We start from the raw sequence: 24171 nt of genomic DNA, 5'->3' as shown, positions 1-24171 counted from the left end.
CCCTGCTTTTATTTTCATGGCAACAGACCGGAGATCATGCTGCAACCCAGTTCAGTTTCTTCTGCACCTCTTTCTCGCTTTCACTCACTGTGTAGGGAACTTTGTTTTTAAGGTAAATGATGCAACCCTGCCCTTTCTTATTGGGAGTAATTTTAAGAACGTCTTCTCTGTGAATGATTATATTAATGAGCTTCTGCCCAAGCAATTTGAATGTACCCTTCTGTACCATGTCCTTCTTAAATGAATGTTAAAGCTTTACGCAATTCCACTAATCGAATTTCCTGATTTCAGGTAGAGCAGGAAGTAATCCTTTGAAATAAGGAAATAGCCAAGGTCGGTCCGGTTACTCAATTGTAGAAAATCAGCCACTTCTCTCTGCGCTTCCGATTCAGATCTGGCACCTGTAACGGCAAGCACTGCGCCGGGTTTCAAGCTTTTCGCTGGGTTGTTACCTAGTGTCGCTACCATAGTTATATCCGATTTAAGAGTTAGTCTTGTTGTGAAATTGTTTTCGGGGAGCATATATTAAAGAAACATGCCAGGTTCCCGGGCACAACTAACGTATAAGGATAACTTGGGGAGGCTTACGTGATAACTTTCAAGGAATATAGAAATACAAATAGTTGATTACAAGCATTTTGTAATTTTATACAAAAAATTTATACATACTACCGAAATAGTCCCATTCCAAATCACCCGGTTGTCCGTTTTTGAGGAAGTATTATCAATTTGATCACATCCCCGCGGACGCATCGCCCGGACAAAGGCACGGATTTTGCTCACCAACAACTTTCAACCGGCAAGCAATATGAGAGCAATATGGTCCGGGGCGATCGGGTTCGGCCTCGTAAATATCCCCGTCAAACTTTTCAGCGCCGTCCAGGCAAGCGAGCTCGATCTCGATATGCTCGACAAGAAAGACCACGCGAACATCCATTTCCAGCGCGTCAACGCCAATACGGGCCGGGAAGTGAAATGGGAAAACATCGTTCGCGGCTACAAAGTCGAAGATAATTACGTGGTACTCGACGAATCTGATTTTGAAAAGGCGAGCCCTGAAAAGTCGAAAATCATTGAAATCGCGGAGTTTGTGGAGGAAAAGGAGATCGACAGTATTTATTATGAAACGCCCTATTACCTCCAACCCGAAAAATCGGGTGCGAAACCTTATGCATTGCTTCGCGACGCGTTGAAAAAAACCGGCAAATGCGGATTGGGCACCTACGTCTTGCGCAACCGCGAGAGTCTGGTACTCATCAAACCGCAGGACGATTTACTGATCCTTAACAAAATACGGTTCGCCGAAGAAATTCGCGACACCGACGAGCTCAATATCCCCGATGTAAAGATTAAACCGGCCGAAATGAATATGGCCGTGCAGCTCATCGAGCAGCTTACGACCGACTTCGACATCTCGCGCTACAAGGACACCTATAATGAAAAGCTGCTGAAACTGATCATGGCCAAAGCCAAGGGCAAGAAACCGGTCGCCACCAAAATGAAGGTTGTGCATTCCAAAAGCCGTGACCTGATGGCCCAGTTGAAAGAAAGCCTGAGCGCACCCAAACGAAAAGCATCATGAAAAAGAAAGCGGAGATTACCCACCCGGAGAAAATTTACTGGCCCGATGAGCACATTACCAAAGGCGAGCTGATCGACTACTACCGGAATATCGCGCCGTACATTTTGCCTTACATGAAAAACAGGCCGCTATCGCTGCGTAGGCAGCCCAATGGCATCAAAGATGAAGGCTTCTTTCAGAAAGATGCGGGCGATTCGACGCCCGAATGGATCAAGACGGTTGAAATACTGGCCGAATCGACTGGCAAGATGGTGCATTACCACGTAGCCAATGACGTCGAAAGCCTCCTGTACATTGCCAATCTGGGTTGCATTGAAATGAATCCATGGAACTCGACCATCAGCAAACTGGATCACCCGGATTGGGTGGTGATGGACATCGACCCATCCGACAAGAATACCTTTAACGACGTGATCGACGTGGCATTGGCCATCAAGCAGCTTCTTGATGAAATGGAGATCGAGGGCTACTGCAAGACGTCCGGCGCCAGCGGAATGCACGTTTACATTCCATTCGGCAAGAAATACGATTACGACCAGGCCCGCGACTTTGCCGAAATGCTCGCGCATATGGTCACCGAGCGTTTGCCTCAAATTACCACGCTCGAACGTTCGCTTTCGAAGCGCAAGAAGAACCACATTTACGTCGACTACCTGCAAAACCGCATCGGCCAGACGCTCGCCTGTGCGTACAGCGCCCGCCCAAAGCCCGGAGCCACGGTTTCGGCTCCGCTGGAATGGAACGAAGTACAGCACGGCCTCAGCCCGAAGGATTTCACAATCAAAAATATCTTTGACCGGCTCGAACAAAAGGGCGACCTGTTCAAAGGGGTATTGGGTAAGGGTATCAATCTGCATAAAGCACTGCAAAAACTATCGGTACCTGTGCAGGATTAGGAGATGATTTGAAGGTGTGCTTATTTTAACCCTTCAAACCAAAACCAATACCATGCGCCTAATCCCTACTCAAAAGAACATCGGCACAGCGTTGCTGATCATTATGCTCATTGCCCCATTGTTTTTGCTGAACAGCTGCTCATCCGAAAAAAAGGACGGAGACGAAGCCGATTCTACCAAACGCCCCGTCGTGATCGGCTACGTGGGCGGTTTTCACGGCTTGCTGAATACCGGTAACATCGAAGCCAAAATGCTGACGCATATCAACTATGCATTCATTGATATTAAAAACGGCAAAGCGTTTCTGAGCAACGAAAAAACCGATACCACCAATTTCCGGCAGCTTAACCTCCTTAAAGCCGATAATCCCGACCTGAAAATCCTGATTTCGATCGGAGGCTGGGCATGGAGCGAAAACTTCTCCGACGCGGTCCTGACCGATTCCTCCCGTAAGGTATTTGCAAAAAGTAGTGTGGAGATCATCAAAAAATACAATCTGGACGGTGTGGATATCGACTGGGAATATCCCGGCTTACCCGGCGAAGACGGCAACGTTTTCCGCCCCGAGGACAAACAGAACTATACCGAAATGTTCCACGCGATCCGCAACGAGCTGGATTTGCTGGAAGAAGAAACAGGCAAGAAAAAGCTGCTTACCACTGCCGTGGCAGGCTGGGTCGAGTTCCTGAATGCGACGGAAATGGGCAAAGCCCAGCGCTACCTCGATTACGTGAACCTGATGACCTACGATCTCTTCCAAGGTGACACTGCGGTTCACCACGCGAGCTTGTATCCTTCCAATATCTATAAAACAGCCAAATCTGTGGACAATGCCGTGAAAGGCTTCCACAAGGCAGGTGTTCCGATGGAAAAGCTCGTGGTCGGCCTTCCATTCTACGGCCGGATGTTCACCGTGGCGAAGCTTGACAAAGGCCTGGGACAGAAACAGGTCAAGCAGCAATATATCGATGGCTATTCCTATATCAAGGACAGCCTCGTCAACAAAAAAGGCTACAAAGAATATCGTGATACCGTGGCCAAAGCGCCCTACTTGCTGAATGCCGAAACCGGCGACGTGCTGAGCTACGACGACGAAGAGTCGGTAAGGGAAAAATGCAAATATGTACTGGCCAACAAACTGGGCGGGGTGATGTTCTGGGAGTACGATTCGGATCCTAAGAAGTATTTGCTTAATGAGATTGATAAATCGTTAAAGTAACATCATACTTGCTGGCCAGGGGTTTAAATCCCTGGTTGGCTGGTGATATGGGGCGTGCCGATGGCACTGCCTTTTTTTATGTCTGATGCTGTTTTAAAAGAGCGTCCAGCTATCCATTTTGTGATAGCCTTCCGTCATTGCGCCTATCCTGAACCTGTTCACGTACTCGTGTGCGTGGCGTGTGGGCTCGGGTAGGCGGTGCTTTCCTGTACATCTGAGCGCGAGGGTTAGGCTGTCTTCCAGGCTCATTTGATGGCCCGGTGAAATGAATACCGGTTTTACATTATCCTTAGTCCTCACCGCGTAGCCGATCACCTCCTCCTTATCGGTTACCGGCGTGTACTCACCTTTCAGGTTGCCTGGCTCTGCGTACTTTCCTGCTAGCTTTTTCTTGGCACAACCCATCGTAACAGCCCCTGTGAGCACGCCGAAGTGCGAAGCAATGCCCATTCTTCGGGCATGGAGAATGCCGTTTCCATCGAACATAATCACATCCGGCTTCACCGGAAGCTGCTCGTAGGCTTTCAGAATAGCCGGAATTTCACGAAATGCGAGGTAGCCCGGCACGTAGGGAAATATGGTGCTGCTTTTCACCAATGAATAAGCTACGGGTCGAAGTTCAGGATAGCTCAGCACTACCAGCCCGGCGTAGACGGTTTCACTATATAATGCGAGTGAAATGTCGGCACCTGCGATTGTTTTGATGTCTTTTTGAAAGGGTTCCAGATTTAGATGCCCGCGCAGCTGCTGCTGAATAAGCGTCGCTTCGGCGATCGTGAGCTGGTCGTAGTTCAGCTCGGGGGTGGTAACCATCCGGTTTAGTGAGTCTGGCATGATATTTCGTGGTTGTATACGAAAGTTATTACCCTTGAATATTAAAAAACTACGCCACATTCATGGAACACACCTCCGTCAGACGCAAATGGGCAAACTGGAAATTCATCTCGTTCGTCGTGATACTCATTGCCATTTTTATCAAATTCAACGTGCTCGATGAACACGACGAGAACGCCGCAGTTACCGTAGAACTCGACCTGCCGCAGGTTGCACTGCGAAGCCAGCAGGAAGTAGCGGCAATCCTCGGCAAGGGCCAGCTTGAAAGTTATTACAGGGACGCGCAGGCGGACTGCGAAAAATGCCCGCGGGTGAGCTACCGCGATGGCAAGGTTGAAATTACGTACATCAATGAGATTGCAGACCAGATCAGACTAAACAAGCTCTCTGACTATGCCTTCGAAAACCGCATTATCCTGGGATTGTTGAATCTTTCGGAAAACATCGCGCCGAATATCGACCAGGGAGCTGTCAAAACCTGGGATAATTACCAGAAATACTCCCAGATCACCGCATTCTCCAAAAATGGTCACGTAGACTATATTCTCATCAAAAGCAAAACCGAATAGTGCCTACCGTGCCGACTTTTTGCTCACGCTGCTCAGCATAACGTAGCCCAGCATCCCCGAGAGGATCGACCCGGTAAGAATCGAGAATTTCGCCTCCGACAGAATCAGGTGCTCACCCGGAAACGACAGCAATGCGATAAACACCGACATCGTAAAACCGATACCGCCCAGCATCCCGACACCGATAATGTGGGCCCACCCCGCCCGGCTAGGCATGCTGCTGATACCCAGCTTCACCGTAAGCCAGGAAAGCAAACTGATACCCAATGGCTTGCCTATCACCAACCCGAGGATTATACCCAGCCCTAGTTTGGTAGTAAGCCCTTCGAGCATCCCCGATTCGAAGGTAATGTTGGTATTAGCCAATGCGAAAACCGGCATAATCAGGAAGTTCACCGGCTTTACGAGTATATGTTCGAGTTTTTCGAGCGGCGATTCTTCTGCACCGGGAGTGGTCGGGATGGCGAAGGCCGTGAGCACGCCTGCGATAGTTGCGTGTACACCCGAGTGGTGCACGAAATACCAGATAAACGCACCCGGAATAAGGTAGGCGGCCAGGTTCCTGACGCCCGCACGATTCAGCACCAGCAGCACCCCGAAAATGGCTCCTGCATAAAGCAGGTAATTATAATGCAGCTCCGAAGAATAGAAAATGGCAATCACCAGAATGGCCATGAGGTCGTCGACAATGGCGAGGGCTGCGAGGAAGATTTTGAGCGAAGGCGGCACCTTATTACCGAGCATGGTGATGATCGCGATGGCGAAGGCAATGTCGGTCGCCATAGGAATACCCCAGCCGGACGCGGTAGGCGTGCCCTGGTTGGTTACAAAGTAGATCGCCGCCGGGGCCAGCACCCCTCCTAGCGCCGCGAAAATAGGCAACGCGGCTTTTTTAAATGAGGATAGTTCGCCCTCCACCAGTTCCCGTTTGATCTCCAACCCTACGAGGAGGAAGAAAACGGCCATCAGCCCATCGTTGATCCACAAAAGTGCGGGATAGCGCAAATGGACGCTTTCAGTATGGAAACCGAGCTCTGTGCCGAGCAGGTTTTCCAGCGCGCCCGAGAGGGGCGAATTGGCAATCACGAGCGAGATGATCACACAAATAATCAGTATCACACCGCCCAGCGATTCGGACTGGACAAATTCCTTGAAGGGTTTGAGGTTGATGATTTTAGCCATACCGGCAATATAGCAAATAGCAGGAAAACACAATTGAATCACATATTGTACTTTTCAAATAAAAACCATCTCATTAGCGTGTTAGGTCATATTTGAATATTTCAAAAAAAAACAACCTACAAAAGCCATTAAATCACTCATCACCAATAAAAACCATTCAAATAGCCGTTTGATCACTCATTGAATAAATATATAACCATTCATAAAATCCCATTTATATTTGCATCATCAAATAAGACAAAGACAAGAAAACAAAATAAATAGAGCTATGAAAACTTTGATCACAACCCTCGTTAGCGTTATCGCATTGACCAGTTCAGTTGCATTTGCAGACGACAATAAATCAGCCAATACCATCAAGAATACGTTGCCAGCATCCACCCCAGTGGTAGAAACGCCGGCACCACCGAAAGCGACTAAAGTGAACCCATATACAGCACAGACGCCTGCTCAGAAAGCAGCCATCGTGGAGCTTAAAACGACAAAATAGGTTTTAGTAAAAATTGAAAGGTGAAATTGAGATGTTAAAAAGGAGGGCACTTGCACCTCCTTTTTTTATGCCTTCTCAGGAAGTAATCAGGCCGCAGCAAACGGCGTTCCCACCTTGGAGGCAGAGCGCCCCGACCGGTATTTATCGAAGAAGATATTGCTGGCAGCGAGCAGCAGCAACCCGAGACAGAATTGCAGGTAAGAGAACTGCATCAGCACCCGCGACCAGCTCAGGTCTTTCATAAAAAACTCCTTGTAGAGCAGTAACCCCACGCTGCCCATATAGCCGATACTCTCGCAGATGTACACAAAATACCCCGCATTGGCTTTGATGCGATACAACGCGATCATCCGCTCGAAAACGACGGTTTGCAGCACCGTATAAGCCAGGAACAATCCCAGGCCAACCATCAGCATCCAGTCAAAACCGCTGATCACCGATTTTTCGAACAGCAATGTACCTATGCCGATCAGGGTGATACCTGCAAAAAGAATAAGATAGGTAAGCTTGAAGCCCGTGAGGTTATCCCGCACAAACGCCAGCCCGCCAATGATCACCAGCACCACAATTCCCGTAATCATTTCGGTAGTAGTGAGTACGCTGCTACCCCAATGCGAATCGATCTCGTTCCAGATTTCGATGGTAAAATTGTCGCGAAAATCGCGCACGACTACCAGCGTAGCGTAGAAAATAACGAGACACACGATCGGGAAGCCGAACTGCCGCATCACCAGCCGCTTGTCCGCGCTCGTCATAGGCACGCGCTCCGTCCGTAAGGCAATATCCTCCGCCGTCGGTTTAGGGATCACCGAGAGCATCCACACGAACATCAGAAAGAGTGGTAGGAAAAGGAACCCCATAAAAAACGGCATCCAGAACTCCGAGATGCCGGGAAACAGGCCATGCACTTCAATATAGGTTGTCTTGAGAATGCCCGACGCCACCACCACGCTGATGTTCAAACCCATTGCCAGCATTTCCGTAAACCGGCGACCTTCCAGAAAGCTGAATACCACACCATAGACCATCCCGAGCGGCAGGCCGTTCATGAACATAAAAACAAAATTGTAAGGATAAGGCACCAGTCCGAAACACAGCAATGCAAGCTCCGCAATGAGAATCAGCCCGATCACCAGCTTGACGCGGGCATTATGCTTCAATTCGGAAATCACTTTAATCCCCGCAAACTTGGAAAGCGTGTAACCCGCCACCTGTGAAATGATCAGGATTGCCTTGTAACTCACCTCGCCGAGTTCGAGCCCCTGGTAAAGCCCTGCATTAAACGGCTTGCGAAAAGCGTACATGCAGAAATAAGCCCCGAACGAAGCGATAACAGCCCAACTGATAAAAAACGTATTCGATCGCGTAAGTGCTTCTTTCAGGCGCATATGGTTAAGTGTTGAGTTTTCTATACCAAAACCGAAGCCGTTTCGATGGCTTTCTCCAGAATCTGCAATGCCTCTGCCAGTTGCTCGCGGGTGATAATGAGTGGCGGCGAAAGCTGCACCACATTCCCCTGCGACACTTTGAAGCTCAATCCGTTTTTAAGGCATTCATACATGACCGTTTCGGCCTCCTGCACAGCCTTTTCCTTCGTTCCGCGGTCCCTCACCAGCTCCACACCCCACAGCAGCCCGACCCCACGCACCTCGCCGATGAGCGGATATTTGTCTTTCAGTTTTTCCAGTTCTGTGCGCATAAACTCCGCGTCGGCATTCACTTTGGCGAGCAAGTCATTTTGCTCGATAAAATCCAGCATTGCCAATGCCGCCACACTACCGAGTGGACTTTTCTCGTGGGTAAAATGCCCCAGTGAAACGCTCTGCGCCACATTGTAACGATCGCGCGCCACAATGGCGGCCATAGGCATCACACCGCCACCCAGCCCTTTGCCCAGGCATACAATATCGGGCTCGAAGCCGTAATGCTCGAAGGCGAACATCTTACCTGTACGCCCGAATGCAATCGGGATTTCGTCCAGGATCAGGAGCACTTTATGTTTGGTACAGATTTCGCGCACGCGCTTCCAATAAGCCTGCGAGGGAATCTGCACATCGGTATTCCGGATAGTCTCGATCACAAAAGCGCCGATGTCACCTTCCTTTTCAATAACATATTCGAGATAATCCGCATAAGGAACGTCGCCGTTTCCGGCTGCCACAAATGGCCCGCGGTAGGTCATCGGCGGCGGAATCCGCTCCACACCGGGCATAAGCGGCCCCATATCTTTCCGAAAATCGAGCTCGCCGCCCGCGGAAATAGCATCCAGCGAAGCCCCATGAAACGAATCCCAGAGCGACACTACTTTATGCCGGCCCGTCACAATACGCCCCAGTTTTAAAGCCATGCTGATCGCCGAGGTACCTCCGGGCGCAAAAAGCACGCGATTAAGATCACCCGGCATGAGGTTACCGAGCTTTTTGGCCAGTTCAATGGCCGGAACATTCGTATACCTGCGTGGAGAAAAAGGCAGGATATCCATCTGCTCTTTCAGTTTTTCGATCACATAAGGGTGCCGATAACCGAGCTGATGCACATTGTTGCCGTGGAAATCCATGTAGCGCTTGCCCTGCACATCCGTCAGGTAAATGCCTTCGCAGGAAGCGAGCACATCCAGGCAGGGTGTGGAAAGCGATTGATGGAGAAAATATTCCGCATCTTCATGCAGGTAACCCGACGTTTCCGGGTCGCTGATGACCGCATACCAATCCTGACGCGCGGATGATAAGTTAATGTCGCCTTCCGTTCGGTTGTGTACAGCTGCCATGCGCAGGGTTCAGGGTTATGTGCTTGAATCCAATTTACGGCTTTTCGCCGAGCCAGAGATTTTTAGGTTCATTAAACCCGTTAAAACCCGGCTTCACCGGTCGACCGATCCATGCATAAGGCTGCTCAACGCCCAGCGCAAATGCGATCGTCGAGGCAAGATCGTAAGTATAAACTTGTTGCTGAATGGCATAGCCTTTCTTCACACCGGCGCCATAAAACACCCCGGCGATCTCTGCTTCCTGCGGCGTAGCACCGCCGTGCCCTTTTCCAATCCCGCCATGGTCGGCCCAAAGGATTACCAGCGTTTTTTCGGCAATGCCGGCATCCTTAATGCCCGCCAGAATTTTACCGATCAACGAATCGGCCTTGGTAACGGACTGATAATACAGCACCGAACCGTGCCCGTCGTGATGGCCGGCGTGGTCTACGTGATCGAAATGCACGAAGCCTAAAACCGGCTTTTTATTTTTGATATATTGAATAAAATCGGTGGCCGTGGAATCCTCTGTGGAGAAATGCTTATCGTAATTCACCGCATTTTTTTGGAATAACCGCCCGAAACCTCCCCAATGGTACACGGCACCTATTTCCGCGCTGGGCTTTGCTTTGTGCAAAATGCTGAAAATCGTCGGAAAACGGCCGTCGGCCTCCTGCGCAATGGGTGGGAGCGTATGCTTATCCAGCTCCCAGTCGTTATTGATAATGCCGTGCTGCTCCGGGCCTGCACCCATGATCATCGACGCCCAGTTCTGGCTGCTCGCAGAGGTCAGTACAGTCCGCACGTTCCATTTTACGGCACCATTGGCTACCATTCGGTCGATATTCGGCGTTTCTGCCTTTTTAATACCGTCAGGACTCAGCCCATCGACACCGATCACAATGACGTGTTCGATGCCCGCAGGCCTTTCATCAATAAGTTTTTCTCCGAACCGGGTTCCTCCAAACCGGGGTTGAAAAGCGGTCAGCAGCAATGAGACCGCCAATGCGCAGGAAACTTTTGCAAGCATATATCAGAATTTAGGATCGGTAAGTTCCGCCAACTACTTCATCGCAAAGCCCAAACGAGAGGGTCATGCCGTTTCCGCCGAGGCCATTGATGATCGTCACGCCGCTTTCGGGCTTTAAAACAATCTCCGTAGCACCATTGGTCATTTTTGGATAGATCCCGTGCCAGCTCTGGAATACTTTCGGCGATTTGAACTGCGCAAACGTACCCAGGTAATCGAGGATCATGGTATTGATAAACTCCCGGTCGAACGGATCGAAAGTGAGCGCGTACTCGTGCGAATCGCCCACCGTGATCTCGCCGAGACCGTTTTGCGACGCCATCACGTGAATGCCCCATTTGAGGTATTCGGCATATTCGCTTTCGTACCTGGCTTTCAGGCCCGGCAATGACGCCGCCGCCTTGAATCCGTGGTAATGAATGAAGGACAACCCTCCGCATAATGCCGGACCAATACGCCAGTCGTCGGGCTGCGCTTCGAGACGCATCATCTGCAACTTGCATTTGGTGAGCGGCGCTGCCGAAAACTGTTCGGGATAAAGTGTTTCAAAGTCCTGGCCGCTGCAAACGAAGATCTCGTCCGCCGACCAGCTTTTCGAACCCGAGAACACCGCCGGATAAACCACCTTCGAAATGGCAGTATTCCAGATGAACGTAACACCTAATGCTGCCGTGAGGTAACCCGGAATCGCCGCAATGGCCTCGCGCGGGTCGACGATCATTTCATCCGCCGAATACAGCGAACCCAATAACCCTTCGGGATTCACAGCGGGTGACTTCGCCAGCGTTTGTTCCGCATTCAGGAAACTGACGGGCCGGTAAGCACTCACCTCCACAAACTGCTGAATCACTTCCAGCTCGTCCTGTTGGTAGCCCATATGCAAGCTTCCCGCCTCCTGCGACCAGCATTTCGCACCGGCCAGCACCTCTTTCCAGATACTTTTGGCGTGCAATGCCCTTTCATATAATGTACCCTCCGGCTGACCGATCGGCCACACCATCCCGAAATTGCGGATGGACGCTCCCACGGCCTGCGAAGAACGTTCGATAACTGTTACCTGGTAACCTCTTGTGGCCAAAGCCCTTGCCGTCGCCAACCCCACTATTCCCGCGCCGATGACAATCGCAGATTTGCTCATGCTTTTGAATCTGATATAAATGTGAGTGAATTAAGCTTGAACAGCCATTTCGTGACTGGCCGAAATAATACCCGGCACCTCGGCGATATCGTCGATGATATGCGTGGGCTTGTAAGGCAGCAGCTCGTCGCGGGTAAATGCGCCGGTTGTAATCCCGATCACATATTTACATCCCGCATTAATTCCCTCATTGATATCCACTTCGGTATCACCTACTTTGGCAACGCGCTCAGCCGATCCGATTCCCAGCTCAGCCATAATCTTCCGGATCATATCGGGGTAAGGGCGCCCGTAAGGCACTTCATCGCTCGCTACGAGGCAATCGATCTTATTTTCCCAACCCAGCCGACTCACGATCACGTCGGCGATATCGCGGGAGAAACCGGTGTTCAATGCAATTTTGATACCTCGCTCGCGAAGCGCCGCGAAAGTTTCTTCCACGTTCGGCAGCGGCGCGATCTCGGTGGTTGTCTGATAGAACTCGATCATCCCGTTCACAAAGTGTGTGTGAATCGTGGCCACCAGCTCCTCCGTAATCTTCGACTTGTCAAATTCCCGCACTTCGAGCATCATTTTAATGGCCAGCGGCTTCTCGTAACCCATCAGCGGGTTCACATTCTCAATCGCGATCTCATATCCCTGCGACCGCATGGCCTGCTGAAATGCAATTCCTACAAAATTTTTATCCTTGACAGTCGTACCTGCCATATCGAAAACTACCAGTTCTATCGACATCTCACTTGGTATAATTGGTGAACTAATACTAAACTTTCTTGCAAGCAATGTCCGCTTTTCGATCGGACGACTTTTTGACTTAAAATGTTTAGTTAAATTTAACTCAAACACTTTCCGACTCCCGAGCTAACATTGATTTACAGCTGAAAAATATCGTAATTTCTTTTAAAGCGCAAGAAAAAGTTAACTAATATTAAAAATAAGGCATAACAAAACCTCGATCACCGCAAAACTAGTGAAGAGAACCCAGTCTTAGGTTAAGCAAATGTTAATCAATATTTAACAAGAATGATTTGTCTGAAAAGGCCTACTGAGCCTCATTGAAGAAGTAAATCACCAGCAATACCGCCTCGTCGCAGTCATTGCATTTGAGGTTGTGCAGCTCGTTCGCATCGAAAAACATGGAATCACCCTGGTTGAGGATATACTTGTTTTTTCCCACGGTGTACTCGACAGCGCCCGAAAGCACATATTTAAATTCGAATGCATTGGTACGCACCATCGGGCGTTTCGCATCCCGTTCGAGCCGCAGCAGCACGACGTCGATGTGATTGTCCTTAAATTGCTTGCTGAATATCCGCTGGTAGAAGTACCCTTTTGCGTTTTCTTTGGTAAAAGGCTGATACTCCTCTTTCCGGCGGACCAGCACGCTTTCGCCCGGCGCCGTTGAAATGATATCCTTGAAAAACACGTTCAGGTCAATATCCAATGCCTTGATCAGCCCCAGCATTACCGGCAACGAGGGGATCGTACGGCTGTTTTCGATTTGGGACACGAGGCTTTTCGTCACACCCGCCTCGTCGGCAATCTCCTGAAGGGTAACCCCCTTACCCTTTCTGACTTCTTTTAATTTATTGCTGATCTGAAAAAGAATGTCCTCCTGCATAGCGCTGAGCGTGATAACGGATTAAGTTCGTTGGATATACTACAAAGTAAATCCTTATTTTGATCTAAAAATAGAAAATCTCCCGGTTGCGGCGGCCGGGAGATTCCGATACTATACGCAAAAAGCATTCAGCAGGTCACATGAGCAGGTCTGTCACGGGCTTATGGCTGAGGTTATCCTTTACATCTTTCAGCAATGCCTCCATCGACAACAAAGTCGCACGGTGCACATTCGGCCCGAAGCTCACACGTGCCACGCCAAGCCTTTGAAGTATGTCCAGATCGGGCGCATTGGTTTTGGCAATTACATTAATGGGCACTTTCAATGCATTCACCAGCATTTTGAGCGTCCCTTCCTCCGTCGCGAAAATCGGGTAAATACCGTCGGCACCCGCTTCCACGTAGGCACGCCCCCGCTCGATGGCCAGCGCGAGCTTCTGATCTTCCGGCAACTCGGGATTCAGCAGAAATACATCCGTACGGGCATTGATAAACAGCCTCGTATTTTCCCTTTCTGCCACACGGCCGATCACTTTCAGTTTTTCCACTTGCTCATCCACCGGCAGCAGTTCACGCGTACGCACGTCGGAATCCTCGATGTTAATACCCGCCACACCGGCGGCGATCAGGCGGCGGATGTTCGACTTCAATAGCTCGTTATCGGCTGCATAGCCCGCCTCGATGTCCACCGTAACCGGCACACTCACCGCTTTCACGATTTGTGCTACAATGCCCAGCAGGAAATCAAACGGGATCCGCTCGCCGTCCTCGTAGCCGTGCGCACGCGCAATGGCGGCACTGGCCGTCGCCACGGCCGGATAGCCCAGGTTTTCGAGCAACACCGCTCCGGCAGCGTCCCAAATATTGGGCAGCACGAGCATTTTACCGCTATGGTGGAGCTTTTTAAGCAAATCGGCCTTTTCCGACTGGCTGTTCATCTGAATAGGGCGACTGTTAAACATAGCTTTCTACGGCATTGACCGCCACCTGATCCGTGATGAGAATCCGGTTCCAGGCGCTGATCGCCACGACGCCCATCACTACGGCTTTGGTATATTCTTCCCCGAGCAGTGCTACCGCCCTGTTGTACACCTCATCGGTCACGCCGCCCTGGCTGATGAGCGTCACCTGCTCCGTGAGCGCCAGGATCGCCTTTTCTTCTTCCGTGTAAATATTCGCCTCGCGCCAGGCGCTTAACATATATATGCGCTGCTCGGTCACGCCCATTTCACGGGCCTGGCGCGCATGCATATCCAGGCAAAATCCGCATCCATTGATTTGCGAGGCGCGGATTTTGATCAGTTTATAATGCACTTTGTCGAGACCCGTCGAAGCGACGTACTTTTCAAGTTCCCGCACAGCCGCGAAGGCCTTCGGGGTTAGTTCACTGGTTGGTTTGCGGTGGGACATAGTTGGTGCTTAATTGATGAATGTTTGTCATAATGGTCAGGAATAGTCAAGTGTGGTCAGTTGAGCCTTAACGATACGCTTTGCAAGGCCTTGACTACTCATGACAATACCTGACTACGCCTGACCAAACCTGACGATCAAATCTACGCCATATGCGGACTACCCGCGTGATCCATTACAGCATATTTTAAATAGTCCAATATCTTTCAAAAATAGCTTACTTCGAAATTAAAAAGCGATTAATTCCCGGTTCACGGAAACTTTCACCGTCGCATCTGCTATTTGAATTTTATAATCCTATCCTATGAGCCATACCGAATCAATCCAGGAATTTTACCGTCGTGTACCGCAAGCTAATCCGGCGGACTTGCCGCTGAACAATGCCGGCATCGGGCACTTCAATGTGTTCGAAAGAAATTCGTGCTACAAAAAGACGCCATACAGCCGCCGCGACTTTTATAAAGTGTCGTTCATTATAGGTACCGGCCGTTTGCATTATGCCGACAAATGGATCGAGATTGATCGCCCCGCGTTGCTTTTCTCGAACCCGATGGTGCCCTATTCCTGGGAAGCGATCTCGGAAGAGCAGCTGGGCTGGTTTACCCTGTTTACCGAAACATTTGTCCATCCTACTGAGCGCAAGGACTTTTTGCAGGATTCGCCGCTATTCAAAATCGGGGCTACTCCGGTGTATTTCGTGAATGAACAGCAGCAAAAAGAACTTTCTGTGATCTTCAAAAAGATGATGGAGGAAATCGACTCGGACTACCAGCATAAATATGGCATGCTGCGCAACTACCTGCATCTGATCATCCATGAAGCCATGAAAATGCAGCCCGCCGAGACATTTGAGCGGCAAACCAATGCTTCGGCCCGCATTACCTCGCTGTTTATGGAACTGCTCGAACGACAATTTCCGATCGACACACCCGAGAATGCATTGCGCCTGAAAACCGCCAATGATTACGCCCAAAGCCTCTCGGTACATGCCAACCATCTGAACCGATCGGTCAAGGAAATCACCGGAAAAACCACCACGGAGCACATTTCGGCGCGCATTACCAAGGAAGCGCAGGCACTCCTCAATCATACCAACTGGAACGTGTCGGAAATCGCTTATAGCCTGGGTTTCGAGTACCCTGCCTATTTCAATATTTTCTTCAAAAAACAGACCGGCCTCACGCCCGGAAACGTGCGCATGAAGGCTGTGTGATTTTTATAAAGATCTGTTTGAAAACTATAAAGCGGCACCCGCCGCTCAATAGTAGCTTTGTATCATCAGGATTATCCTGAAAACTGCATCATCAACCCGGCCAACAGCCGATAGCCAACAAACAAATGCAATACAGAAGCCTTGGAAAAACAGAAGAAAAATTATCAGCCATCGGATTAGGCTGCATGGGTATGAGCTTTGCCTACGGCCCCACCGACGACACCGAAAGCATCGCCACGCTGCACCGGGCCCTCGACCTGGGGATCAATTTCTGGGACACTGCGGATATGTACGCCAATGGCGAAAACGAAAAACTGATATCGCAAGTCCTGGTACCGAACCGCGACAAGATTTTCATCGCCACCAAATTCGGGTTTCGCTACGGCGACAAGGCCGGCACGCCCCGCAACTCGGCCGGTGCGTATTTCGACGGTTCGCCTGCCTGGATGAAGATCGCCGTAGAAAACAGCCTGAAAAGACTAAAAATCGACACCATCGACCTCTATTACGCCCACCGTGTCGACCCGAATGTACCTGTGGAAGAGATGGTTGACGCCATGGCGGAGCTGGTTAAGGAAGGGAAAGTGCGCTACCTGGGCCTGAGCGAAGCTTCCGCGGCATCCGTCCGCAAAGCCCACGCCATTCACCCGATCGCCGCATTGCAAAGCGAATATTCCGTCATTACCCGTGATGTGGAGGGAACGATCCTCAATACCGTTCGCGAGTTGGGCATTTCGCTGGTCCCCTATTCGCCATTGGCGAGAGGACTGGTTACCAACACATTGAATACCGAAACGCTTGCAGAAAGCGACTTCCGCCGCACGCTGCCACGGTACCAGGGAGATGTTGCCGATAACAACGCCAGACTCGTAAGCGGCTTTGCCGAAATCGCTGCGGACAAGCAATGTACGCCTGCGCAACTCGCGCTGGCATGGGTACTCGCGCAAGGCGACGACATTATCCCGATCCCCGGCACCAAAAAGCGTAAATACCTGGAAGAGAATGCCGGCGCACTCGAGGTAAGCCTCTCAGCCGAAGACCTGAAAACCATCGACGCCCTCATTGCCCGCTACCCCGACACCGGAGCACGGTACAGTGAAGGCGCCCTGAAAATGGTTAATCATTAAAAGATTTGAGTCCCCAGGTTAAAATCCCGGGCAATACGAGCGCCAGAGGCGCGCAACAGCCCTGGCCTCTGGATTTCAATCCAAGGGCCCTAAATAGTTTTCAAAGAAGGATCATAAAAGGTCCTCCAAAGCGCCACGGCTTCCTCGACCGTCTCCGGCGGGGAAGCCAGGTAGCTTTTAATTTTAGCCAGGTTCTCGGAATGAGCCTCCTTGGCTGAATATTTGATCAGATTCACCAGCAGCTTATCGATCTCCGTCGTATCGTTGCGCCAGTTTTTACTGTATTTTCCGAACCATTCTTCGTTCAGAAAAACCACTCCCGAATACCGGTAAACGTCCGAAAACCCGAAGGCATCGATCACGATCGGCTCGGTGGGCCATTCTGCATTCAATTCTTTGTCGCTATACCGCTCGCGACCATCGCCGAGGAGGGCGATAAACCTGTATGTTTTTACCATGGTGACAATTATTTCCGCTCAATATATTTCGCCGGATTTACTGCTACAAGCGATTATTTAAAAATTATTGAGCCCACGTCGCACCCTTTTCGGGGATGATTGTGACAATGGGAATGTTAGCTAATTTTACGCCCATACAAAGGAATAATTGTTCATGATCCGAATTTCCCAACTCCCGCTTATCCAGAACCCCGGACAGTTTTATGCCACGGAGCATATCCTTCTCGTGGATGTACTACTGGTAGGCGATGCGCCCCGACAAATGCGGGAGTATATCAAAAACACCCACGGAGGCTTTATTTACGATAAGAAGACCTACATTCCAATCACGCTCACGGGTACGCCCGAAAGCCTGCTCGCTAATTCGGGTAAGCCTATCGTTTTCAAATTCGACCGCGGCTTCGAGAATCATTATCACTTCGACGGCAACCTCAATGCCCTGCTCTGGCATAAAAAGCTGTACAACATTTCCTCGATCATCGACCAGCCTTCCGTCCAGTTCGAGCGGGAAGAAGATTTCATCATAGAGCGCTATCTGAAAGGTTACCGCGAATACATAGAGCCCGAAACCGAAGAAAAGCTCCTGTCCATCCCCAAACAAAGTCCAGCGATCGGGTTAAAGACCATGGGGGGATTAAGGCCGGTTAGGAAGGATTAGGTAAATCCTGAGGAACAGTTGCGGAGAATATTGAGTCCATTCACCGCACATTTGCGGAGAATATTTACTATATTCACTGCAAATATCCCATATGCCCCGGTACATCCATCAGCATCGCAACTGGCCCTCCTTTACCTGGGACGACGCAGTCCTCCTTCCTGCGTTAGGCCAGGTAAGGTATATCCAAGGCAAAATATCAGGAACCATGGCAGCCCTCGGCTTTTCGGCCCGTGCTGACGCGGCTCTGGCAGCCCTGACAGAAGATATTGTAAAATCCTCGGAAATCGAAGGAGAAATACTGAACAAAGATCAGGTTCGCTCTTCGATAGCTCGACGGCTGGGATTGGAAATCGCTGGCCTTGTCCCCTCCGACAGAAATGTAGACGGCGTCGTGGAAATGGTGCTGGATGCAACTCAAAACTACGACATACCACTCTCCGAAGACCGATTGTTTGGGTGGCAGTCCTCGCTCTTTCCAAGTGGAAGGAGTGGGATGTTCAAAATTCTTACAAATCAGTGGCGGGACAATGAAAAAGGTCCCATGCAGGTTGTCTCCGGAGCGATCGGAAAAGAAATAGTCCATTTTGAAGCACCCGACGCCTCACGCCTTGAAGAGGAGATGGCATTATTTCTTGAATGGTTTAACAACAATCAGCTGCTGGATCCCGTACTGAAATCCGGCATAGCACATTTTTGGTTTGTTACGATACATCCTTTTGACGACGGAAACGGGCGCATTGCTCGAACGATAGCGGATATGCAGCTGGCAAGAGCCGACGGCAGTGCTCAGCGCTATTACAGCATGTCTTCGCAGATACGCAAGCGACGGAAAGAATACTACCATGTTCTTGAAACCGCTCAAAAAGGTGATTTGGATATTACAGGCTGGCTCGAATGGTATCTGCTATGCTTAAAGGACGCCATCACCTCGACTGAGGAAACGCTCATAGCTGTCCTCAAAAGGGTAGATTTCTGGGACAAACACACGTCCACTTCTTTGAACACCAGACAGAGAGTCATGATAAACCGAATGCAGGAGGCATTCTTTGGAAATCTATCCTCTTCCAAATGGGCAAAAATGACAAAATGCTCTCAGGACACTGCTACCAGGGACATCAACGATCTGATTGAAAAAGGTATACTTTCAAAATCTGACCCTGGCGGCCGGAGTACCCGTTATGAATTGCTCTGGTAACAAGTTTCTCACTGAGATTCAACCTATCAGATTCCCGCAAGCACCTTTTTCTTAATCGCCTTACCCCAAAACTCACCCAGTATCGCGACACCTTCTACGTTGGGATGCAGGTAGAACACGCCTTGCTGGCCGTTTTCGGGCTTGAAGAGTTTGAGGTAGTGTTTTTTGAAGTATTTGAATGCTTTGGTATCGCCCTTGAAAACCCGTCCGGGCTCGGTGGCTTTGTATTCGCCGATCAATGCATCGAGTTCCGGGACGTATGTTTGAAGCCGCTCCAACCCTTCTGCCAGGTATTTCGAACGATTATAGGTATTGGTACTGTACCAGATCGGGTGATGGATAATGACTTTGCTGCCCGGATATCTTTTCAACAGTTCGGAAATGATCGTCTGCACATTTTTTTTATAGTTTTCCTTTGAAACGGGCGAACCATTAGGACCTTGTATAGCACTGTCATTGGTACCCAGCTTCATCGAGAACAGCAGCTGATGGTCCTTTTTGAGATACAAACTGTCGGCAGCCGTGGTAGCCAGCGTGAAATACTTGCCTGTTTCCGGGAGCCAGTCTAACGTAGTGGAGCCGCTGCGACCTACATTCGCATACAAAACGTCATCCACACCCTTTTGGGCTTTTAAATAATTGACGGCGTGCGTCGGCGGCGGAAAGCCATTGTCCCCACCTTTGCCTTGCGTAATGCTGTTGCCGATAAAGACAATACTCAGTTTGGTCTGTGAAAAAACGTTAAAGGAAATCAGCAGAAATACAGCAGCAAGTGTTTGAATTTTCATTGAATATGCCGGATTGAGAGCGATGAACATGTTCGGATAATGTTTAAGAAAAGACCAGCTCTGCAAATACTACCGAAAAAACGGCTATCATTTTACCAGCACCTTCATCAGGTCCGTCAGGCTGACGGAGAACGGCAGCCCGGATGCCCGATTGGCACGATAGCCCGGGAGCCGTGTCACATCCCAGCGCATTCCGGCAAATTCCGGCTCGACTTCCGGATCTGTGGTATACACCAGGTATAATTCCCGAGAGGGATCCGGATATTCTTTTCCTATTAAGTCCTGCTTGGAAAATAGCCTGGGCGCCCTCTCATGGAGCTTGAACAGCATGCCCGACAGCGTCTGTCCCGGTCCGTGCAGCAGCAAATACCGCGCATTCACTTCCGCTACACCAAGGGACAATGATCCGCTTTTGGCCCCGGTGCGGAAGTTGTACAGATTATGCTTCCGTATCCAGTGGAGATGTTTGCTGTTTTTGTAATAGCCGACCAACACAAAAGTATCGTCGGGGATCAGATCTCGATTTTTACCAAATGCCTCGGGGAGTGGCGCTCTCACATCTGTGGACGACGGATTGTTGTAGATATCAAAACTGCGGAAGGCTACCTTTTCCCGTTGCGAAGCCCGGTTCTGAAAGTGTGCCACCACATCGAGCAGAAAGCGTTTCAGCTCGTCGCGGCCATTGTCGGTTTTAGATGGCCGTATCGCGAACGCGCCCAGGCCCGGAATCAGCTCGTGGAATCCTTTTCTCTTGTAAACCTTGCCTTCCGCGCCCGGATAGAGCACATATGCCCCCGCTGTCCGACGTATGGCGTCCTTGTAGCTGTGCATTTTCAACAGATCGTCGCGGCTGTGATCGGGCTGGGCCCGGCCGGATGCAAGCGTTGCCTCATCTTCTCCAAATACTCCTGCTACGGATTCGACCTTGTATTTCGCATCGAAATGAATGTGGACGATCAGTTCTTCGGTTTCGGCCTGCGCTTGTGAAACACCGGCGGGCCAGATCGACAGTGTAAAATCCGGGCGCATGCCGGTGGTCCAGCTGCCCGCCTGCGGGTAATCGTTTTGACCTGAAAACGATCTATTGAAGCTGAACTCGACATTGAGCTTTCGCGAGCCTGCGTCGTAAACACCACTCACGGGCAAATGGCGCCCCTGCCTCAGTTGTAATCCCAGCCCGTTTTTCGTTGGCTTAACCAGCTTGCTGATATGTGCCGGTTCTATGGAAAACACGCTTTTTACCACGTCAAGCAGCTCAAAAAACAGCCAGTACTCGTACAGAACGGCAACATCCTTTTTCCCGGCATGATACACATCATCGCCCCCGCGCCAGACCAGTCGCGCAGCTAGATCGAACATCAGCCACACCCGCAGTATTTGCTTGTACCCTTCTTTTCGGACCAGGCCGGGGCCGTTCAGTGCCAGTCGGAGCGGCTTCCCCACGTCTTTAAACAACGGAGCCGAAAGCATTTGGTTCAACCGATTTTCCAGTACGGCAGCCTCGTTGCAAACACGGCTGCGCTCCGGCGCAATGCTTTTGATATGGTTCACAAAACCCGCAAAAACCTCCAATGCATGCTTTACAAAGCGGTTTTCAGGCGTATCCACGGAATCTGTCTTCGCCCCAAGCATTATCCGCGAGGGCACCGAAGCCAGTCTATTTTTCAGAATATGATGGTCGGGCAGCACAATCCGGTTACCTCGTTTTTTCAGCTGAACCAGCATACTCCGATCAGCACGCCCGGCGTTCCGGATATCCTTTTCCGCTTCGTCTCCCGCCCATTTTGTGATCGGTTTACGGACTATTTTCTGAAACGCTATCTCAAACCCATGACTGGTAAGTACCGCATTCACCAACGCAAACCGCTGATAGAGCGTCTGCGGATCAGTCAGGTAGTCGGGCACGAAAGGATGCGTCACCGGCGCATTATAGTAGAACAACAGATCGGTACAATGCTCGGTAATTCCTTCGAGCATCAGCCGGTAATCGGTCCGGTAGCTGGCTTTTTTGGAGCGGATTTCCACTTTCAGCTCCCCGCAACAGGCATGATCGGCCAGCCGCAATACTTCGATTGTGAGCGTGCCTACATATACGTTCGGTATGAGCCTCCCCATTGTCGGGTGAATGCGGGAAGGCACAACGGCTGGCGACGGACGGAGCATGTAATCTCCCAGTACTTCGTATTCATAAAAGCAACCTTCCAGCAACTGAATACGCGCTTCGCCGTGCTCGAAGGCTTCCCATTCGTCCAGCTCAAAAATGGTCGGTTTGCCGCGCTCTTCTGCGATAATGCGTACCGATACGAGGCCGTCAGCCGTTTCGGCCTTGATCAACAGCTCATTCCCTTCCATCAGGCTTCTGCGAAACTGGCAAAGCCGTGGTCGATCAGATTTCTGTAAATGCGCCTGATTTTCGCCAATGCAGCCGGGTAATGTACTGCCTCGGGACCGGACAAATCTTTCTTTCCAGCCAGGTAGTCGTCGAGCAGTTCGGGATCGGCGACACAGCGCTTGCCCAGTGCTTTCAATACCGGTTCCAGCTTCCTGCGGGAGCCATAGATTTTAGGTAACAGCTTTTGCATCAAAGCCGCATCCATCACCTTCCGCATCGGCCATTTAGCCCCCAGCTGATTAATCACCCCTGCGAACCGCAGAATTTCCGCAGCGCTCCGGTAACCGAATTCAGCTCCCGCCGGTTTGAGTATTTCAAACAATGCGAGCATTTCATCGGTGAGCTGCGAACGCGCCGGGCTGTCCGGCATGCTGTTACAAGCCATGGCCACAAATGCCTCAGCCGCTTCCACCCCATTTCCAACGAGGTTGCAGGCGTCAGTTTGCCGCTCGGATTGAAGGAATGCCTGCATTTCTTCCTTCGAAATACTAAACTCGATCACGCTCGCCCTATCGAGCACTTTCGGACTGAACATGTAAGTTGTTTCATCGATATTGACAGTTCCAATCATAAACAGATTAGGCGATATCCGAACGCGAGGCGGCACCGCACCGGCAGCTCCATTATGCAGCCGAATCGGCTCGCCCGACTCCATTCCGCTCAGGAAATCGGCAAAATACCGTTCTACATGGCTCAGGTTCATTTCGTCGAGGATCAGGAAATACGGCTTATCCGCATTGATTTCGGCCGACATCAGCAGATCTACGACACCACTTTCCGGCTTTACGTATTGCCCCGGTTCGAGGGCGTTCGGGAAGCCCAGAAGCGGCTCGCGGTTGGTCCAGTCGGCTCCTACCGGTACCAGACAGACCTGCTCTTCCGTTTCACAAAGCCATTGTGCAAATGCGTGCGCCAACCGCGTCTTCCCCGCTCCCGAAAGGCCTGTCAGAATTACAAATGGCTTGGCTATGAGCGCTGCTGCAAAACGCAGCACAAGGTCGGGATCGATTTGCATACCACATTTCAGCGCCGCTTGATGAAATGCCCGATAATCGAACTGCGGAACTCCGGCTGTGCTATCCGCAAGAGTGACTCTGTAAATGCCCAGCATTTCCTGTAAATCCTCCTCAATTTGCTGTTTATCAAGATCCGCAACTTCATAAACCCGAAATACGAACGAGCCGCCATACCTTGCCGGTTTGCCCAAACCATTCCTTTTAAAATAGCTGCTAATCGTTTCGGCACCGGATTGCTGCCACGGGATTTCAGGAGAAAGTGTTTCGCTCACGCCAAACGCGAGCACGAGCAGCTGCTGATTTTTATAAAAAAGATAAAATGGATAAATACCATTACTGATGTACTGCCCGGGAGCAAGCAATGCGATCCACGGCACCCGCGCGGGGTTACCTTTTCCAAAACTGATCTTGACTTTGAGCCCTTCCAGCTTGTCTGCGAAGTGGGAGGTTTTGAGGTTTTCGGTCTGGCATTGCACCAGAAAGCGGGTGAGCTGCTCGAAAAATTCCATGAAATAGTGTGTTAGAGAACCAATCATTCAGGTGGCTTAAAGATGAATGATATTTTGTTCTCCCCCAAGCCCATTCGCCCTTACGGACGAATTTATAAC

24 protein-coding genes are annotated in these 24171 nt (G+C 50.4%); 9 read left to right on the top strand and 15 right to left on the bottom strand.

Annotation, left to right across the window (positions count from 1 at the left end):
- Nucleotides 1-255: 255 nt before the first annotated feature.
- A complete protein-coding gene (locus tag CLV60_RS22670) occupies nucleotides 256-468 on the bottom strand; it encodes a hypothetical protein (protein ID WP_106597665.1) in 213 nt (70 codons plus the stop codon).
- Nucleotides 469-808: 340 nt separating this feature from the next.
- On the opposite strand from CLV60_RS22670, the gene ku reads away from it, so the two are divergent.
- Genes ku through CLV60_RS22655 form a run of 3 tightly spaced genes read left to right on the top strand, consistent with a single transcriptional unit; the run spans nucleotide 809 to nucleotide 3697 of the window.
- The gene (gene ku / locus CLV60_RS22665) at nucleotides 809-1582 is read left to right on the top strand and encodes a non-homologous end joining protein Ku (RefSeq protein ID WP_106597664.1); all 774 of its coding nucleotides are present in this window, start codon (nucleotides 809-811) and stop codon (nucleotides 1580-1582) included.
- A complete protein-coding gene (gene ligD, locus CLV60_RS22660; RefSeq protein WP_106597663.1) occupies nucleotides 1579-2478 on the top strand; it encodes a non-homologous end-joining DNA ligase in 900 nt (299 codons plus the stop codon). Before ku ends, ligD begins: the two co-directional genes overlap by 4 nt.
- Before the next feature lie 52 nt (nucleotides 2479-2530).
- Nucleotides 2531-3697, top strand: coding sequence for a glycoside hydrolase family 18 protein (locus CLV60_RS22655; RefSeq protein ID WP_106597662.1), 1167 nt, complete (start codon nucleotides 2531-2533; stop codon nucleotides 3695-3697).
- Nucleotides 3698-3790: 93 nt separating this feature from the next.
- On the opposite strand, the gene nfi is transcribed toward CLV60_RS22655, so the two are convergent.
- Nucleotides 3791-4531: a deoxyribonuclease V gene (gene nfi / locus CLV60_RS22650; RefSeq protein WP_229211092.1), complete on the bottom strand. Its 741-nt coding sequence runs from the start codon at nucleotides 4529-4531 to the stop codon at nucleotides 3791-3793.
- Between the two features lie 62 nt (nucleotides 4532-4593).
- Between nfi and CLV60_RS22645 the strand changes: the two genes are divergently transcribed.
- The gene (locus tag CLV60_RS22645; RefSeq protein WP_106597660.1) at nucleotides 4594-5100 is read left to right on the top strand and encodes a hypothetical protein; all 507 of its coding nucleotides are present in this window, start codon (nucleotides 4594-4596) and stop codon (nucleotides 5098-5100) included.
- Nucleotides 5101-5103: 3 nt separating this feature from the next.
- Here CLV60_RS22645 and nhaA read toward each other — a convergent pair whose 3' ends face one another.
- On the bottom strand, nucleotides 5104-6282 hold the full coding sequence (gene nhaA, locus CLV60_RS22640) for a Na+/H+ antiporter NhaA (RefSeq protein ID WP_106597659.1): 1179 nt from the start codon (nucleotides 6280-6282) through the stop codon (nucleotides 5104-5106).
- Nucleotides 6283-6550: 268 nt separating this feature from the next.
- On the opposite strand from nhaA, the gene CLV60_RS22635 reads away from it, so the two are divergent.
- The gene (locus CLV60_RS22635; RefSeq protein ID WP_106597658.1) at nucleotides 6551-6772 is read left to right on the top strand and encodes a hypothetical protein; all 222 of its coding nucleotides are present in this window, start codon (nucleotides 6551-6553) and stop codon (nucleotides 6770-6772) included.
- An 86-nt stretch (nucleotides 6773-6858) separates the two neighbouring features.
- Here the strand turns inward: CLV60_RS22635 and CLV60_RS22630 are convergent, their stop codons facing one another.
- From CLV60_RS22630 to CLV60_RS22595, 8 genes are all read right to left on the bottom strand, one after another.
- Nucleotides 6859-8160, bottom strand: a complete 1302-nt coding sequence (locus CLV60_RS22630; protein WP_106597657.1) for a DUF5690 family protein — start codon at nucleotides 8158-8160, stop codon at nucleotides 6859-6861.
- Between the two features lie 20 nt (nucleotides 8161-8180).
- Nucleotides 8181-9539, bottom strand: a complete 1359-nt coding sequence (locus CLV60_RS22625) for an aspartate aminotransferase family protein (RefSeq protein ID WP_106597656.1) — start codon at nucleotides 9537-9539, stop codon at nucleotides 8181-8183.
- A gap of 34 nt (nucleotides 9540-9573) precedes the next feature.
- On the bottom strand, nucleotides 9574-10548 hold the full coding sequence (locus tag CLV60_RS22620) for an alkaline phosphatase family protein (protein WP_229211091.1): 975 nt from the start codon (nucleotides 10546-10548) through the stop codon (nucleotides 9574-9576).
- 10 nt (nucleotides 10549-10558) lie between these two features.
- Complete coding sequence (locus CLV60_RS22615; RefSeq protein ID WP_106597655.1) at nucleotides 10559-11686, bottom strand: TIGR03364 family FAD-dependent oxidoreductase; 1128 nt, start codon at nucleotides 11684-11686, stop codon at nucleotides 10559-10561.
- Nucleotides 11687-11716: 30 nt separating this feature from the next.
- Entirely contained in the window at nucleotides 11717-12421 is a 705-nt protein-coding gene (locus CLV60_RS22610) for an HAD family hydrolase (protein WP_106597654.1), read from the bottom strand.
- Between the two features lie 307 nt (nucleotides 12422-12728).
- Entirely contained in the window at nucleotides 12729-13307 is a 579-nt protein-coding gene (locus tag CLV60_RS22605) for a helix-turn-helix domain-containing protein (RefSeq protein WP_106597653.1), read from the bottom strand.
- A gap of 136 nt (nucleotides 13308-13443) precedes the next feature.
- Nucleotides 13444-14268 (bottom strand): isocitrate lyase/PEP mutase family protein, encoded by an 825-nt coding sequence (locus tag CLV60_RS22600; RefSeq protein ID WP_229211090.1) that lies wholly within the window; start codon nucleotides 14266-14268, stop codon nucleotides 13444-13446.
- Nucleotides 14261-14716 carry a carboxymuconolactone decarboxylase family protein gene (locus CLV60_RS22595; RefSeq protein ID WP_106597651.1) on the bottom strand — a complete coding sequence of 152 codons (456 nt, stop codon included), beginning with the start codon at nucleotides 14714-14716 and terminating at the stop codon, nucleotides 14261-14263. The genes CLV60_RS22600 and CLV60_RS22595 overlap by 8 nt, the downstream gene beginning before the upstream one ends.
- A gap of 304 nt (nucleotides 14717-15020) precedes the next feature.
- Here CLV60_RS22595 and CLV60_RS22590 point away from each other — a divergent pair, with 304 nt between their 5' ends.
- Nucleotides 15021-15929: a helix-turn-helix domain-containing protein gene (locus CLV60_RS22590; protein ID WP_106597650.1), complete on the top strand. Its 909-nt coding sequence runs from the start codon at nucleotides 15021-15023 to the stop codon at nucleotides 15927-15929.
- Between the two features lie 125 nt (nucleotides 15930-16054).
- Nucleotides 16055-17056: an aldo/keto reductase gene (locus CLV60_RS22585; RefSeq protein ID WP_106597649.1), complete on the top strand. Its 1002-nt coding sequence runs from the start codon at nucleotides 16055-16057 to the stop codon at nucleotides 17054-17056.
- A gap of 89 nt (nucleotides 17057-17145) precedes the next feature.
- Here the strand turns inward: CLV60_RS22585 and CLV60_RS22580 are convergent, their stop codons facing one another.
- On the bottom strand, nucleotides 17146-17514 hold the full coding sequence (locus tag CLV60_RS22580) for a hypothetical protein (protein ID WP_106597648.1): 369 nt from the start codon (nucleotides 17512-17514) through the stop codon (nucleotides 17146-17148).
- A 154-nt stretch (nucleotides 17515-17668) separates the two neighbouring features.
- Here CLV60_RS22580 and CLV60_RS22575 point away from each other — a divergent pair, with 154 nt between their 5' ends.
- On the top strand, nucleotides 17669-18172 hold the full coding sequence (locus CLV60_RS22575; protein WP_106597647.1) for a hypothetical protein: 504 nt from the start codon (nucleotides 17669-17671) through the stop codon (nucleotides 18170-18172).
- A gap of 91 nt (nucleotides 18173-18263) precedes the next feature.
- Entirely contained in the window at nucleotides 18264-19367 is a 1104-nt protein-coding gene (locus CLV60_RS22570; RefSeq protein ID WP_106597646.1) for a Fic family protein, read from the top strand.
- A gap of 26 nt (nucleotides 19368-19393) precedes the next feature.
- Here CLV60_RS22570 and CLV60_RS22565 read toward each other — a convergent pair whose 3' ends face one another.
- The 3 genes from CLV60_RS22565 to CLV60_RS22555 form a co-directional block, all read right to left on the bottom strand.
- Nucleotides 19394-20155, bottom strand: a complete 762-nt coding sequence (locus CLV60_RS22565) for an SGNH/GDSL hydrolase family protein (RefSeq protein WP_106597703.1) — start codon at nucleotides 20153-20155, stop codon at nucleotides 19394-19396.
- Nucleotides 20156-20242: 87 nt separating this feature from the next.
- Entirely contained in the window at nucleotides 20243-22507 is a 2265-nt protein-coding gene (locus CLV60_RS22560; RefSeq protein WP_106597645.1) for a DUF2357 domain-containing protein, read from the bottom strand.
- A complete protein-coding gene (locus CLV60_RS22555) occupies nucleotides 22507-24072 on the bottom strand; it encodes an MrcB family domain-containing protein (protein WP_170118842.1) in 1566 nt (521 codons plus the stop codon). The genes CLV60_RS22560 and CLV60_RS22555 overlap by 1 nt, the downstream gene beginning before the upstream one ends.
- Between the last annotated feature and the right edge of the window lie 99 nt (nucleotides 24073-24171).

Source organism: Dyadobacter jiangsuensis (assembly GCF_003014695.1).
Lineage (GTDB): Bacteria > Bacteroidota > Bacteroidia > Cytophagales > Spirosomataceae > Dyadobacter > Dyadobacter jiangsuensis.
Note: the sequence above shows the minus strand (reverse complement) of the source record. Positions and strands in the feature narration are given on the sequence as shown.

Excerpts from the sequence above, each read along its gene's own strand:
- CLV60_RS22670 (WP_106597665.1), bottom strand. The coding sequence starts at position 468 with ATGGTAGCGACACTAGGTAACAACCCAGCGAAAAGCTTGAAACCCGGC.
- ku (WP_106597664.1), top strand. The coding sequence starts at position 809 with ATGAGAGCAATATGGTCCGGGGCGATCGGGTTCGGCCTCGTAAATATC.
- ligD (WP_106597663.1), top strand. The coding sequence starts at position 1,579 with ATGAAAAAGAAAGCGGAGATTACCCACCCGGAGAAAATTTACTGGCCC.
- CLV60_RS22655 (WP_106597662.1), top strand. The coding sequence starts at position 2,531 with ATGCGCCTAATCCCTACTCAAAAGAACATCGGCACAGCGTTGCTGATC.
- nfi (WP_229211092.1), bottom strand. The coding sequence starts at position 4,531 with ATGCCAGACTCACTAAACCGGATGGTTACCACCCCCGAGCTGAACTAC.
- CLV60_RS22645 (WP_106597660.1), top strand. The coding sequence starts at position 4,594 with ATGGAACACACCTCCGTCAGACGCAAATGGGCAAACTGGAAATTCATC.
- nhaA (WP_106597659.1), bottom strand. The coding sequence starts at position 6,282 with ATGGCTAAAATCATCAACCTCAAACCCTTCAAGGAATTTGTCCAGTCC.
- CLV60_RS22635 (WP_106597658.1), top strand. The coding sequence starts at position 6,551 with ATGAAAACTTTGATCACAACCCTCGTTAGCGTTATCGCATTGACCAGT.
- CLV60_RS22630 (WP_106597657.1), bottom strand. The coding sequence starts at position 8,160 with ATGCGCCTGAAAGAAGCACTTACGCGATCGAATACGTTTTTTATCAGT.
- CLV60_RS22625 (WP_106597656.1), bottom strand. The coding sequence starts at position 9,539 with ATGGCAGCTGTACACAACCGAACGGAAGGCGACATTAACTTATCATCC.
- CLV60_RS22620 (WP_229211091.1), bottom strand. The coding sequence starts at position 10,548 with ATGCTTGCAAAAGTTTCCTGCGCATTGGCGGTCTCATTGCTGCTGACC.
- CLV60_RS22615 (WP_106597655.1), bottom strand. The coding sequence starts at position 11,686 with ATGAGCAAATCTGCGATTGTCATCGGCGCGGGAATAGTGGGGTTGGCG.
- CLV60_RS22610 (WP_106597654.1), bottom strand. The coding sequence starts at position 12,421 with ATGTCGATAGAACTGGTAGTTTTCGATATGGCAGGTACGACTGTCAAG.
- CLV60_RS22605 (WP_106597653.1), bottom strand. The coding sequence starts at position 13,307 with ATGCAGGAGGACATTCTTTTTCAGATCAGCAATAAATTAAAAGAAGTC.
- CLV60_RS22600 (WP_229211090.1), bottom strand. The coding sequence starts at position 14,268 with ATGTTTAACAGTCGCCCTATTCAGATGAACAGCCAGTCGGAAAAGGCC.
- CLV60_RS22595 (WP_106597651.1), bottom strand. The coding sequence starts at position 14,716 with ATGTCCCACCGCAAACCAACCAGTGAACTAACCCCGAAGGCCTTCGCG.
- CLV60_RS22590 (WP_106597650.1), top strand. The coding sequence starts at position 15,021 with ATGAGCCATACCGAATCAATCCAGGAATTTTACCGTCGTGTACCGCAA.
- CLV60_RS22585 (WP_106597649.1), top strand. The coding sequence starts at position 16,055 with ATGCAATACAGAAGCCTTGGAAAAACAGAAGAAAAATTATCAGCCATC.
- CLV60_RS22580 (WP_106597648.1), bottom strand. The coding sequence starts at position 17,514 with ATGGTAAAAACATACAGGTTTATCGCCCTCCTCGGCGATGGTCGCGAG.
- CLV60_RS22575 (WP_106597647.1), top strand. The coding sequence starts at position 17,669 with ATGATCCGAATTTCCCAACTCCCGCTTATCCAGAACCCCGGACAGTTT.
- CLV60_RS22570 (WP_106597646.1), top strand. The coding sequence starts at position 18,264 with ATGCCCCGGTACATCCATCAGCATCGCAACTGGCCCTCCTTTACCTGG.
- CLV60_RS22565 (WP_106597703.1), bottom strand. The coding sequence starts at position 20,155 with ATGAAAATTCAAACACTTGCTGCTGTATTTCTGCTGATTTCCTTTAAC.
- CLV60_RS22560 (WP_106597645.1), bottom strand. The coding sequence starts at position 22,507 with ATGGAAGGGAATGAGCTGTTGATCAAGGCCGAAACGGCTGACGGCCTC.
- CLV60_RS22555 (WP_170118842.1), bottom strand. The coding sequence starts at position 24,072 with ATGGAATTTTTCGAGCAGCTCACCCGCTTTCTGGTGCAATGCCAGACC.